The sequence below is a fragment of the Halolactibacillus miurensis genome (genome assembly GCF_900116255.1).
In the GTDB taxonomy this organism is placed as follows: Bacteria; Bacillota; Bacilli; order Bacillales; family Amphibacillaceae; genus Halolactibacillus; species Halolactibacillus miurensis.
Genome location: NZ_FPAI01000040.1, coordinates 1 through 13697, shown reverse-complemented (window position 1 = coordinate 13697; position 13697 = coordinate 1). Strand labels below are relative to the sequence as shown.

Genomic DNA, 13697 nt, shown 5'->3' with positions numbered 1-13697 from the left:
ATTCGACGATTGGCTTTCCTATGTCCATAAGGACGCGACACTTTGGACCGCGTTGTATCCAATCTTTCAATGGCGAGTGGTTTATGATGTTTAACGGCATAGTCAACGAGGGCCATGACCTCCGCTTCTATGATTTTCGTTACCTGCCCACTGGTTTTACCCTCTAAGTTAAACGGGAGGGTAAAGGCATCCACACATTGACCAATGTCGTTGACATTGGCGACAGCGATATGATTCACATTCAAATCAACACCAACCATACCCGTTGATGTTGAGGTATTTAGATAAGGTGTAGCCGGCACATCGATTAAGCATTTAACGATGTAGTAGTCACCATGGTCCTCAAGTGACCATCCAATAGGCTTCCCGTACTTTTTCTTATCTTTCAGGTTCATTTGTGTCTGAATGGCACAATTGACATGATCTTGGCCATAAGGAAAAACAACGTCAGAGAGACTAATGACGCATTGGTCGATAGCTTTAAAGGTAAGGGCATGCATCTCTGGGTGATAATGAAAGACAAAGTTACCTGATTTGGCATCTTTGCGCCCAGAAATGGTCATCTTACCGTAACGCGCCGCTGCCCAATCTTTCTGCCAACGCTCAGGATGAGCGTGATAAGACTTTTGCGTTAACCGGCCGCGCGCGAGTTTCTTACTCCCGAAACACACACCCGTCACTTTGGTTGTCAATTTAATCAATTGTTTTTCATATCGATCTTTCTTAAAGTTCAACTGACCCAAGCGAGACTTTAGATATTTGATTTCAACATCAAGATGTTGATGTTCAAAATCGTAGGCACGGTAAAATAAGCGGGTGTGATGCTTGTATGTCACAACAAAAAAGACCCCTTTTTGTTGTTCACGTGACGTTTTATTGAACGTCGGTGTTCCTTTGACAAAAGAGGCTTTTATCTTTTGAAGTGTCGTCAAGCGCGCCTTCGTCGCTTTTATTTTTCTTTTAACGGCGTTGATTTGTTCTTTTTTATTACGCATGTATATGTTCTTCAATTCTTTTTGCGCGGATAGAAGGGCGCGTCCTTGTTGAACAGCACTGTTCGCATAATAATCATTTAATCCGTAACGTTGCTTTAACCGTTGATGGATGGAGACGGAACTTTTCTCTTTCACGCCCCTAAGCTCCCGGACCTCCGCTTGATAGCGAAAATGTTTGGCTTGATTAAACACCCGAAGGGTGTGATCCATGGACATAACGAAGTTTGCGTCGATCTTATACTTATATAAGCGATTTGAAAAAATAGCCTTCATGCCCATGAAACCCACCCTCTCTTTGTTTTGTGACGGTCACTGTTAGTGCTTTAATTATAACACGCGGAATATACGTTTGTCACTTCAAAAATATTCAAAACAAGCGATTCATCACCCACCTAGTGCTAACGCACTTGAGGAAGGTGTCTTCTCGCCCTAAAGCGATAAATTCAAATTGATACCGCTGATTGTTCGGCGATGAATCTCCTTCTGTCTTAATTAAAACGGTTAGATAGTATAGGTAATACTTACGCTCTAACGTTTGAATCTCTATCTCTTGAAGTTTAGCTTTTGGATAGCGTTCTATTATCAACCTCGAGGTCGCGAGACTGTTTGAAACAGCGGATGTTAAAAGTTCTTCATGCTTATGTTCCGATTTAGCGCTTTTAAAACACGGGATGATTAACATTCATTATGAAACATTGGCATCTCGTGAATACTATGAATACAAAAACACCTCCGATTTTATAGCTACTTGGGGCGTGTATGATAAATATTCTGGAAACTATATGTATTCAACTACTACTTCGCAAAAAGGTGTCTTCAATATTTCCTGGAAACGAGTTAAGCAATCTAAATTAAGAAGCCATCTGCCAAGAAAGAAACTCTTCCAGCTAGTTTTTTAGCTCAATATATCAAGGACATGATGATAACGAAAGCATTAAACATGACATGTAAAACAATGGCTGTAAATATATTTTTTTCTTTTAAGTATAGAAAAATTGTTCCTAATGATAGAAACACTACTTGCATCATCGCCAATAAATTCCCATTATGCATATGTCTATGACCGTAGACAAAGAGTAATACAGAAATTACGCCTAAAACTATTTTCCCCATTTTTGAATCTGTTACACTTAAAAATAAGTATCTATAAATTAATTCTTCTCTTAACGGAGCAATGATTATAGCAGCAAACAAAAACTCAATAGTATAGTTTTGAGATGCCACTTCAAAACTATCAAATACAAGCGTCATATAGATATATATCGTCAATATCAAAACAATCAAAGTTAATAAGGTTTTTTTAATCATTGAAAGATTTAGTTCTTTTAGTGATTGGTCTAATTCTTGCCTACAAAATAAGTATATAATTAAAATCATAATCAAATTTAAAAAGAATTGATCATTCTCTAACAAAGCAAGAAAGACCGTACTTCTCATTACTCCAAAGTTGATTTTAAAATAGATAATAACCCAAATAGACAATAGAATGATTTTTTTGAGACGTAAATTAATTCGGTTTGCCTTCATCATATTTTCACATTGACCGCCTTCCTAGTTAGCTGAAAAATATTGTGGCGCTTTTTTCTGTTAATCCATTTTTGCTCAAAATTAATGAATGAGTGACGTTGTTCACCAAATAAGACATGGTAAATAAACCTTGTACTCCGTTGTCTCAATCTTGCTTCGAGTGTTATTTGAACCACTAAGTAACCGTTGATCCAGCTCTAAGTCCATATTAACAGTACCCCTTTCATGTCCTTCGTCTTTTACTGATTGTTTATTGTTAATTCAAGATTCAAAGTTCGCTTTAAACTGCTTGGCATCATCTGGTTGCCGGGCTCGATTGCATGCGAGCAGAGCGACAGTCAAGTGACACTAAGCTAGCAGTGTTAATATAAGCATTTAAAATACTAAGAAGCGATAGCCCGAGTTTCGCTCCTTAAAAAAGTTGTACAGTTTTGTGCTGACATACCAATTTATAGAAATCAGTAAAACATACATTGTTAAAATACTTAAAATAAAACCTAACCCTGATAGAAATAAAATCAGTGTCGACATTATAAGTTAACCCCACCCATTATTTTTGTTACTGTCACGTTGGTCGAATCAATTTTGCGAATAATCCTTTAATATAAAGAGCCTCTGCTCCAAAAATAAACGCTATTTGAAGATGTACCATCTATTTATCAATAAAAAAATTCTTATGGAAATTTTCTAATCTGTAATATTAGATAACTTTTTCTTATTAAGAATATGCTTTTTAATTTGATAAATAAGAAATAAGACGCCGATTAAAAGTATACCTTTTAAAAACTCAGGAGCATCAAGTATCGCTAATAAATAAATTGCTAACAGACCAAATAATTGAACAAAGATAAACTTTCCCTTTGGTTCTTGTTTTCTTAAGAAGAGAAATATGTACACAATACTAAATGATATAATCATCATATAGTTACCTTCACTAAGTTGGAAATATAAAGCGAACAATAATGTAACTGAACCCATGAGAAACCAAGATACCTTAAAGTACTCTGAACTGCCTTTCTTTTCTTGTTCTGACATTGTTAATTCTTTGAAGTTTATCATGTTCTCTAGCGTCATTATGTGAAAATCAATTAGAAAGATGCCTAATATCGTTAGATAAAAAAATATAGAGTTCAGTTGATTTTCGGCAATTATGGGTTGAATGAGGAATAAGGTTGTCTTTAAGAGAATGAATCCAACATAAATTTTTTGATTCTGATATTTTTTAAACAATGCATAACAAATCAGTTGAAAAAATAGGAATCCTGGCCATACAATAAATACAATTAAAAAGGCTTTTAGACCTTCTATATCTTCTAGGGATGGGTACAACATATTAGCATATATGAACGCCCAAATACTGCTGATAATTAATAATAATGATCTTGGTTTCAATACGCCTATCTCCTCGCTTAATTATTTATATCTCCCAAAAGTTTTATCTCTCTAAATTACTACTTAACTGTTCCAGTTAGACCAGGGACTACAGCCCAACTCACACCTATGTCCCACTTAACACCTTTCCCTCGAGAGTATGCAGTAACTAAATTAGATCCAACCACTGCAGCCTAGCTAACCATCCACGTCCCTAAAGCTGCCCCGCCCATCGTCCCAATTTGACCAAATTGAGTCCCATTCGTTTTCTAAGGTCGTTGAGTTTAATGGCTAAAAAACATTATTCACTTGAATAAGAAAGCTAGTATAAAATTCAAAAGAACACCAAAACATAGAAAGAGAAATATATATAGTATTTTATTCCCAAATAAAGAAGGGAGAATCCACTTCGATCCTTTTTTCTTACAATCCATTTTAAAAGATATATAAAATAAGGGTAATGATAAGATAATGGTCGCATAACTGATAATCAAAACCATTATAGGATAATCATTATTCCAATGATGGTTGTCAGGTATAAATATATTGTCAGCAATTAACAGAATGAACCCTAAAATTAAATATAACCATGACGATTCAGACAATCTTTTCATACTCTTCTAACTAAATGAGCACCAAACCCAAATATACTCCATGATTTAGATTGAAACTTATTATACCTCGCCATGAAAGTGATGGAAGCCGCTGCAGCTCCTACATTTATAGCAGCACTTATAAATGATACTTTTGCTCCTGCTAGAATTAGTATTGCTCCAACTCCCCCCACGCCTGTTGAAGCTAAAGCACCAGCAGCTACAGCTGATTTTCCGGCTGAAATGGTTGACCGTGTTAAACTGGCCAGCATACTGCTAACTTCTCGCCAACCACTATAGCCAGAATAAGTCTGCCCCCCACCATCTAAATACGTCATTTCTTCTTCAATTGTTACATAATTTTCTGGTAATACCATTTCCGTTTTTCTACACTCCTTTCATGTCCTTCGTCTTTTACTGATTGTTTATTGTTAATTCAAGATTCAAAGTTCGCTTTAAACTGCTTGGCGTCATCGATATCAAAACGAGTAAAATGTCTTTGTGACAACAGATAACCACTTAATATGATAAAGATAATTGCACTTAATCTATTTTTTCTAGGTTTTTTTTACAGGATTTAAGAATTTACTGCCAATAATAACAATTAAAAAAAATATCCACATCCCAACTTTAGAAACAATGGTCCCAAATATATATGTTAGAACTATAATTATTGCGGAATATACTATGAGGGTTAAAGCGAATAGCTTATAGTTTCTTAAAGTCTTAGTAAAGTCATATTCTGCTCTGTCAGGCTCATAGACATGGTATACAAGCAGAAAAATAATAGCATTTTTTTCAGAAATAACATTGTAAATCAATTCCATTAAAAGTGATATGCCAAAAACTACATAAAAAAATTCCAAACTACTTATGTTGCCCAATATACAGCACTCCCTTAATAGTTTATTATAAGACGGATAACCAAATAAATATAATTTATCCATGACGGTTTCTTTTTTCCGGTCTTTTAGAATTTCTTTCGATCGGAGCTACTTTTTGCCCCCAGCATCGTCTTTATATTCATCAATCGCTGTAATTTTTGGTAACCGTTTGGTTTACCTTAACATCGGAGCACAAATTTGATCGTAACGACGCATAATCGTCGTTGGAGAGGTGCCAAAACGAGAAGCAACATCCTTAGAGCTCTTTCCTTGAATCCATTCAACCCCCATGGCCTGACTAAATTCTATAGATTGTCTTTGGTACCGCTCCTCGAGGGTATTATCTTCATGGAACCGTTTTTGGCATGCTTCATTTTCACAACAATAGTGACGTTTACGGTAAAATAAAATTGTCTGTCTATCAAAAATAAGGTGATGTTGAATTTTTTGGATCAGATAATCATGGACTTTTTCTGTTACTTGGTTACAGCTCGGACAATGATGAGGAACACGCACTAACTCAACATGAAGTTGATAATGGCCTTCTTACTCGACTGATTTTGTCATCGTAACCTCTTCTAAATTAAAGCCATGAATAATAAAATTAAAGTCTCAAATCGAATTCTTTTGTGCTTACTTACAAACCAATCAATCTTTAAATAAATTCAAAAATAGCAGTCGATACATAGCGAACGTGAATACAAAAAGAAAAGCTATTTCATATAATATATTTGATATACTCATCAAATTTATAAATTTATAGCTAGCATGATTTGTACTAGTACACAACAATAATGAAGCTAATAACTCGATTTTTCTCATCGGGCCATGGAAGATATTTTCTGTTTTGAACAGATTAAATGTCTCTCTAAATTTAGTAGCATTTATCCCTTTGTATAGACCAATAAGTACCGAAACAATCAAAATTAAAAATGTAATTTCTATCTCCGCTTCAGAGTTTATGAATGTATAAATGTTGAGTAATACTAAACAGAATATAAGTATGAAAGGTTTAGTATATTTTTTATTAGATATCATATAGTAACCGCCTTTAACCAGCTAATACCAAGAATAAAAATGCCTAGATTGACTTTTCCAAGTTCCTTTTTCATGGAATAGCCTACAATTCCCACCATATTCCGCACCTTATTACTTAAATTAACGTAAAGACCTACACCCCCATCCAAACACATTATTTTTTCCTGCTCAATCTACACATCATTTCTGGATAATAACATTTCAATTTAAATTCACTATTAAACAATTTAATTATTAACTTCATTTTTAATGTATTTGAAGTAAATAAAAAGCAACAAAATAATTTGTAAAACCAATAAAATAAATAGCATGATCATTCACTTTAAAAACGGACTATCTAAAGTAAATTGGCTACTATTAATATAGTTTAGAGCACCACCAGTTATCAGTATTGAGATAACCGTTATAATAAAAACAACGCTATAGTATTTATTCATAATAATTTACCACAGAGCATTCAAAGAGCCATTGTTTGGTTTTGTATCATTTCTATCAAAAATAGTAGTTACTGCCGCACCAACAGAAAAATATAAAAAACCATTAATGGCTCCTAAAACAAGCCCTGTCAAGGTATTTGCAACTCTAGTACTAACAAATCGAATTAATACATTATTAAACGTTTTTCTAGATGCTGCAGAGCCATTACGCCTAATAAGCGGCATTAATAATTTGACCCCACCCCCACCAATTAATACTGCTATCCCAGTATTAATTGCCATGTAAACCGGCCATTTAGGTACTCCAAACCCACCATCTAAATACATCATTTCTTCTGTTTTAATTATTACATAATTTGCTGGTAATACCATTTCCATTTTTCTACACTCCTTTCATGTCCTTCGTCTTTTACTGATTGTTTATTGTTAATTCAAGATTCAAAGCTCGCTTTAAACTGTTTGGCATCATCGGTATCAAAACGAGTAAAATGTGATTGTGACAACAGATAACCACTTATTATGATAAAGATAATCGCACTCGTCATAATAATCGACTGAACATCAAATGATAAAAGTAATAACCCACCAATTAAACTCCCAATCGGTGTGGCGATATTGTTGACGGTACTTAACGTGGCCATGACTCTACCCATGAGATGGGTGGGTGTCATGATTTGAATTAACGACATTTGAATCACATTCATCACCCCGGAACAGGCCCCGAATAAAAGTAAAGATGAAGCGGTCATCCATCAGTTAGACGCTAAACCAAATAATACGAGAGCTAAACCGTTACCGAGCCAGGCCATGGCCACGTATAAGCCTTTTGCTTTTAAAGTATTTGATAGAATCGCGCCGATAAAGAACCCAATGAAAAAGGCAACGTAAAGGCCACTGTAGTAGATCGCAGAACCATACTGTTCACCCATCGTCGGTAAAATAATAATTAATAGGGCAATAATCGCCCCTGAAATAATCGTTGACGGGAGGATGATTTTTAAATAGCGACTTTTATTAATGAATGAAAAGCCTGCTTTAATATCGGCTAGGTATAAACTAAAACGTTTCTTTAGCGATGACTGACGTGCAGAGGATGGATGGGTTGTTTTCTGTTGGGCTGTCTTTCTAGTTAATAGACCAAGAAAGCTCACGCCGGCGAGTAAAAATAAAGCAGCGGATAACAGATAGGCATTTTGAATACCTAGCCATCCAATTAATGCTCCACCAGCTAAGTAGCCAATCAAGTTGATGACTTGATCGGATGAACCAATCGCCGCATTAGCTGCTTGAAGTTGATCCGGTTCATCTATTAACAGCGTTAACAATTTGTTGTTTGCCGGGTAGTACAATGCAGAAAATAACGATGCAATAAAAACAAGACCAATAATAAGTGCAACAATAAAAAGGTCGGTAGAAAAAATGAAGGGAATTATAAACACAATTATTGCTTGAAATAGTAAGGCTAAACCAGCAAGTGTCGCGGCCGCATAACGATCAACAACTGGTCCAAAGAAAATGCTACATAAAGCTGCTGAACTAATTGCCGCATAAACAAAGCCGTTTACTGACACGTTCAGTGTTGATGTTTGAATCAACCAAAGTATAGCGATGGAATATATACTATCACTCAGGTTGGCAAAGCTTCTTGAGGCAAAATAAGTCGTGAAAAACTTAACACGAAATACGTTCATTAAATCATCCTCCCAGATAAAGTTAAAAATATTGCTAATTATTTGTTTGTGAAATTATTCAAGTTTTTTTAGGCTTTTCACCTCTTAAACACATTTAAACTAATCAGTCATATCACGTCTCTCGCAATCGCATAGGCAATCCTTAAATAACAGGAAAATTTAGTTCGTTTCAGTGCATGCTAATATTGAGTCATAGAATGATAGGACTTAATAAGTCTAGAACAAGTAATGTGAATCTAAAGAAAATGCACACGAATGGTTTTCACTTAAGAAGTTAATCGGATAGATTTGTTGATTAATTTAGATATTACCACGGTTTATATTTTTGTAAAAATCCTATTGAAAACTGATTATTAGAGATAATGAGGTGTATCTATAACAAAGCTCTTTGATACTATCTCTTTTCTGTAAATATATAATCATGATTATATTTTGAAGCCAATATTCGAATATATCTAATGAAAGTTCAGCTAACTCATGCATGTTTTTACAAAGGTATAACGTGAAGACATTCATGATTTGGATGACTATCTCTATAGGTCGGCGTAGGCGGTGTTGATAAAAGTGTAAAGCAAACGTATATTTTATCCTGTTAGAAAGCTAGTAATACTAAGGTTTAAATGAAAAAGCCGACCTCTATATCGAGGTCGTACTAATTTTTACTTTACTTTTTTTCAAGCCTTCTTGATGAACTTAAAAGTTATAGAGGCTAATATAAATGATGCTCCCACCATTATTGGGAAGACGACAAATGCACCTAAAAGGTTTGTTTTAAAATTCAAAGGCACGAAATTATCCCATGCCAGCGTTACGACTTTTCTTAAAAGTATGTAAATAAAGATCGTAAATACAAAATAAATGACTTTCTCTATGACGTTTTTCAATCTGTTTACCTCCTTCATATGCTTTATTAAATTTATTGTTTTTCGCAAAAAACAACTTTTTAAAAACAGCCTTTAATTAAAATCTACAGTTCAATAATCATAGGTTGTCAACGGCATTACCGAATAAGAAAATGAAACTAGACAACAAGAGAATACATAAGCTTCCAACGATAAGGCTTAGATGAACGATGACGACTCTCTTCGTCTTAGATTTGAAAATGGCAACTATTGATAGAAAAAAGGTCAAAACTGATAAAGCGATGACCAATATGAGTGGATGTAATTTCAAATAATCTAACGAGAAATCATGAAATGATTTCGAGAATGAAGCAGCTCCTAACGACAACACGCTTAAAGTGAAAAGAACAAGAGTAGGCTTTAAATTGATCAACATCGGTTTGTTTTTCAAATGCATGCGCGCTCCTTTCAAATGTTAGATGTAAAGAGACCTTGTAGTGCTAGGACGATATAAGCTTCTTTCTTTTTATAAGCAGTAATATTATGAGTGTGATTTCAGTAGAAAGACAGATAAGAGATCCTAAGATAATACCACCGATAAATGAATAGCGTTGATATGCATGTAATAGAAAAACCAGTTGATGATGACAATAAGCTGCAAGATGAGTTGAATGAAAGCGGCTTGAATAATATAACTGGTATAAGGACCTGTCTTCTTGAAAAATGCTAGTGTAAAACGCCAAACAATCATAAAAATCATTAATAGTAAAACGATATAAACAGCGATAAAGAGATCGTGTTGATTCATCTCTTTCCCCTTCCTTTTAATCATTTACTTCAACAAACATCTCTTACACATGATAGATTAAATTGGATGTTATTGGCTTATTTCTATCATAGCAAATAACTGACAAAAAATATACGTTATAACAAAAAAACCTAACAAAATAATCATGTTAGGTCTTCGGTGTGTGTATTATAGGTTGATTAAAATTAAGGCAACGATAGTTAAAGCAATCGCAACTTTATTTTTTCGCTTAATGGTTTCATTGAATAACACAAATCCACCAATCGTAATCAATACGATACTGCCGGCGCTGTATATTGGAAAGACAACCGATGTTTTCAATGTATCCAAGGCAAGAATTAAAAAGTATGATGAGAACAGATTTGGAATACCAACTAAGAAACCTGTTATAATATCGCTTTTTCTTACGTCGCCCTGCTTTTTATAAGCGTAGGTGGCACTAATAATAAACGCAATAAAAAATACTGCGAATAGAAAGACATCCTTATAATCATTTAACGCATACTTTTGATAGATTTTATTTGAAAACTCCGCAATCCCGCCGAAAACAAACAACAACAGCAATGTTGGTTTTAAATCAAAGCGCTCAAGCGATTCGGGTGACAAGTTTACGATTAGAATAGATATAAGTGCAAGAACAATCCCGATCCATTGAATCATTGTCGGTAACTCTTGCCAGATAATGATGGAGAAAATCATTGGAATTAGAATACCTAATTTAGCAATCGTGCCAGATAATCCTACCCCATTTTCTCGTACGCTTTTTTGATAATAGATGAATGATAAAAAGAAAAATATGCCCGCAACAGATCCAATCATCAGTGCCCAAAGGATACTTGAAGCTGGTGACAACAAGGCGTTATCTGAGTTTAAAACAGCGCTAAACTCACTGAGGAAATTAACATCAAGTGAAAAATCGGTCATCAAGCCCTTTGTCACAATCATGACAATGCTTGTCGTAAAAGCAATAAAATAATTAGCGCTTGTAATAACGTAACGATTCGTCTTTCTTGTTTCTGTGTACTTAAAGATCAGTGCAATGGATGCACTACAAATAATGGCTAGCAATAAATAAAACATAAAGCTTCTCTACTCCCCTTCTTTTTGTTCCTTCATTACTATAGCCTTATTTCGTTTCGTTACGCAAGTGTTCATTTTATCTGACGAAATCTGTATACTTTATTTTAGTAGTTACAAAAAACCAGAAATAAAATCATTTGAAGAATACGAATTAATACCATCCACTTTTGGCAGGTGGATTCATCAACATAAAGAGACAGGATTATTCAAAGAAAACGATAACCGCATACCCGAACAAGAATAACAGATTTACTTAAGAAACTAAATAGGAAGGAATCAATGACCTAAAAAATGCAAATCCTCCCTTCCTATGTTATGGTAGTAAGTGTCATCTAATAGAATGAATTTTAAGCGTCAATGTTTATTTCGCCCGAGCCTCATGTTCTAATAATCATTTTTATTGATTAATTACGTTTAACTCATCCGTATTTTGATATCACCCTGAGTAGAAAAACGGAGTAACACGGAGGGATTTCAAGAATAACTTATTTTATAGAGGGAGGAAGTTCCAATGAATATATTCAGAAAAAAGCACTTATTATTGATAATCACTCCAGTAATTATAATATCCTGCGTGCTTTTTATATTGTCACATTACTATCCATTATCGTTGCTTAGTATAAATAAACAATATATCTACACACCTGAATCTACGGTGGTTGCTCAATATGAATCTAAATTAAATGACTTAAAAAGCAGTTATGAAAAAAGTGAAACAAATGATTTAACGATTAACAGGATGCAACAAGGTTTGCTAGATGTTTATCACCAAGATTTTTTAATCAGTGGGGACTCAGTTGTGTTTACTAATGAAAAATTCAGTTCAATTAAAATAGATGTTATAGAAACTAGAAAAATATTGCTGGATCTAACCTTTAGTGAAAATTATGACAAAAATACGAAAAACTATTTACAATTGCTAGTAGAATCAATAATAGAAATGGAGAGTTCTATACAAAAAGCAGAACTGACAGCTTCTTATTCAAAAGAAGAATTAGAACAAGTTTTAAATAAACTGCAGATGCGTTTTTACTCCAGTTTAAAATATTTTGATTCTTTTTATGATAGTTATACAAATAGTTAGCGACTTTTAGATATACTTCTTGATTTTTTTCGGTAGTTGGATAAGTGACTACTGCCAAGGTATTTAACAGTGCATTAAAAAAACACTTTTTCCTTTACATCTCTAGGAAATTAACGTGGCTTGGCATCGAGCACCTGCGGGCATGGTTTTTGCGTCAGAGAACCAGCTGAATACATGCTGGCTCTGCCGAACGACAGCCGCTCGATATAAAAGCCCCGCTCAAGTAATGATAAATAGCTTGGCAAACAGAATAATAGCCGTGAAATGAAGTGTGTGGTTAAAGGATCCTGTCTTGCTTAGTGTAACCTATCCAAGTTTGCAATACAGACTCAAAGGTCTTATCGTGTTGACGTCCTCATCTTCACTTCCTACTTTAAATTGAAATGTAGTGTAAATTCACCGTCGTGGAAATTACACAACTAATATTGGTATGTTTGTAAGAGAGCCGTCATTTATTAATCATTTATAAATCAATATTGGTTATTCTCCAAAATTCTTCGATTTTTTCTAGAGTTAAATTCATAAATACAACACTTCCTGAAGAGGGATTATCCTCAGTGTCAACATAGAATGATACGTTCATTAATATCTTATCACTTGAAAGGTCAGAATTTAACTCGAAGTTATTTAGAAGATACGATATGCTTTTGCTCTGCAAAGCGAGATAAGGTGTTTTAGTCGAATTATCGGTCAAGATTATCCCCTCTTGTTCAATTGAATAGTTATTTGTTAATAATTCATCCATAGTGTCATAATCAAGCTCAATATAGGCATTAAGAAATTGTTCAGCTGTTGCCCATGATTGAGGTATAAGTTTTATTAATTTTTGTTGTTGATCTAATTCTTTCGATTGCTGATCTAAATCTTCTCGTAACTCTTCGTTTAGTTTTGTAATTTCACTAATATCATTTTTCAACTCGTCAATATTATTTTTATTTTCAACATGAATTTGTTCATTCGTTTCTACTTCTTTATCACTAGAACACCCAAATAATATGAATACTAGCATCGTAACAGTTACAGTAGACATAACAGTTTTGATCATTATCATCATCTCTCTTCCTTTTAAGATTTAATTATTACCTAATATGGATAGGTTGCACTTAACCAGGTAGTTTAGTTGAGGTCTATTAGACTTGCTAGACTAATTATGGAAATTGATATTTTAAGTATGCAGCGCTGATCATGAGGCTAGACAAGGTATCAGTTTTATCTCATAAAATCCGATGGTATAATTTAAACATTTATTAGATGAATGAATTTCATAATTCTGAGGCCTTGCGGCCCAATGGTTTTGAAGCATAAAAAAGGAAGTACCTCCCCAAGTCTTGTATAATGGTAAGTAAC

12 protein-coding genes are annotated in these 13697 nt (G+C 34.1%); 1 reads left to right on the top strand and 11 read right to left on the bottom strand.

All coding sequences use genetic code 11. The features are described from left to right. From BM390_RS14515 to BM390_RS14450, 10 genes are all read right to left on the bottom strand, one after another. Window positions 1–1274: hypothetical protein (locus tag BM390_RS14515; protein WP_089855630.1), on the bottom strand; the 1274-nt coding region annotated here is incomplete at its 3' end. A gap of 621 nt (window positions 1275–1895) precedes the next feature. Beyond that, window positions 1896–2522, bottom strand: a complete 627-nt coding sequence (locus BM390_RS14510; RefSeq protein WP_177220741.1) for a CPBP family intramembrane glutamic endopeptidase — start codon at window positions 2520–2522, stop codon at window positions 1896–1898. A gap of 687 nt (window positions 2523–3209) precedes the next feature. Next, on the bottom strand, window positions 3210–3581 hold the full coding sequence (locus BM390_RS15335) for a hypothetical protein (protein ID WP_143103202.1): 372 nt from the start codon (window positions 3579–3581) through the stop codon (window positions 3210–3212). Between the two features lie 922 nt (window positions 3582–4503). After that, entirely contained in the window at window positions 4504–4863 is a 360-nt protein-coding gene (locus BM390_RS14495) for a hypothetical protein (RefSeq protein WP_062323753.1), read from the bottom strand. Window positions 4864–5544: 681 nt separating this feature from the next. Then, a complete protein-coding gene (locus BM390_RS15855) occupies window positions 5545–5886 on the bottom strand; it encodes an ISL3 family transposase (RefSeq protein WP_062323750.1) in 342 nt (113 codons plus the stop codon). A gap of 965 nt (window positions 5887–6851) precedes the next feature. Then, complete coding sequence (locus BM390_RS14475) at window positions 6852–7223, bottom strand: hypothetical protein (protein WP_062323748.1); 372 nt, start codon at window positions 7221–7223, stop codon at window positions 6852–6854. Window positions 7224–7276: 53 nt separating this feature from the next. After that, the gene (locus tag BM390_RS14470) at window positions 7277–7594 is read right to left on the bottom strand and encodes an MFS transporter (protein ID WP_143103200.1); all 318 of its coding nucleotides are present in this window, start codon (window positions 7592–7594) and stop codon (window positions 7277–7279) included. A 3-nt stretch (window positions 7595–7597) separates the two neighbouring features. After that, complete coding sequence (locus BM390_RS14465) at window positions 7598–8536, bottom strand: MFS transporter (RefSeq protein WP_089855618.1); 939 nt, start codon at window positions 8534–8536, stop codon at window positions 7598–7600. Between the two features lie 1422 nt (window positions 8537–9958). Beyond that, the gene (locus tag BM390_RS14455; protein ID WP_062323738.1) at window positions 9959–10186 is read right to left on the bottom strand and encodes a hypothetical protein; all 228 of its coding nucleotides are present in this window, start codon (window positions 10184–10186) and stop codon (window positions 9959–9961) included. Between the two features lie 168 nt (window positions 10187–10354). Continuing rightward, entirely contained in the window at window positions 10355–11266 is a 912-nt protein-coding gene (locus tag BM390_RS14450; RefSeq protein WP_062323736.1) for an SMR family transporter, read from the bottom strand. A gap of 511 nt (window positions 11267–11777) precedes the next feature. Between BM390_RS14450 and BM390_RS14445 the strand changes: the two genes are divergently transcribed. Further along, entirely contained in the window at window positions 11778–12350 is a 573-nt protein-coding gene (locus BM390_RS14445) for a hypothetical protein (protein WP_062323734.1), read from the top strand. 463 nt (window positions 12351–12813) lie between these two features. Here BM390_RS14445 and BM390_RS14440 read toward each other — a convergent pair whose 3' ends face one another. Beyond that, window positions 12814–13401 (bottom strand): coiled-coil domain-containing protein, encoded by a 588-nt coding sequence (locus BM390_RS14440; RefSeq protein WP_062323732.1) that lies wholly within the window; start codon window positions 13399–13401, stop codon window positions 12814–12816. Window positions 13402–13697: the final 296 nt, after the last annotated feature.

Excerpts from the sequence above, each read along its gene's own strand:
- BM390_RS14510 (WP_177220741.1), bottom strand. The coding sequence starts at position 2,522 with ATGAAGGCAAACCGAATTAATTTACGTCTCAAAAAAATCATTCTATTG.
- BM390_RS15335 (WP_143103202.1), bottom strand. The coding sequence starts at position 3,581 with ATGATAAACTTCAAAGAATTAACAATGTCAGAACAAGAAAAGAAAGGC.
- BM390_RS14495 (WP_062323753.1), bottom strand. The coding sequence starts at position 4,863 with ATGGTATTACCAGAAAATTATGTAACAATTGAAGAAGAAATGACGTAT.
- BM390_RS14475 (WP_062323748.1), bottom strand. The coding sequence starts at position 7,223 with ATGGAAATGGTATTACCAGCAAATTATGTAATAATTAAAACAGAAGAA.
- BM390_RS14470 (WP_143103200.1), bottom strand. The coding sequence starts at position 7,594 with ATGACCGCTTCATCTTTACTTTTATTCGGGGCCTGTTCCGGGGTGATG.
- BM390_RS14465 (WP_089855618.1), bottom strand. The coding sequence starts at position 8,536 with ATGAACGTATTTCGTGTTAAGTTTTTCACGACTTATTTTGCCTCAAGA.
- BM390_RS14455 (WP_062323738.1), bottom strand. The coding sequence starts at position 10,186 with ATGAATCAACACGATCTCTTTATCGCTGTTTATATCGTTTTACTATTA.
- BM390_RS14450 (WP_062323736.1), bottom strand. The coding sequence starts at position 11,266 with ATGTTTTATTTATTGCTAGCCATTATTTGTAGTGCATCCATTGCACTG.
- BM390_RS14445 (WP_062323734.1), top strand. The coding sequence starts at position 11,778 with ATGAATATATTCAGAAAAAAGCACTTATTATTGATAATCACTCCAGTA.
- BM390_RS14440 (WP_062323732.1), bottom strand. The coding sequence starts at position 13,401 with ATGATAATGATCAAAACTGTTATGTCTACTGTAACTGTTACGATGCTA.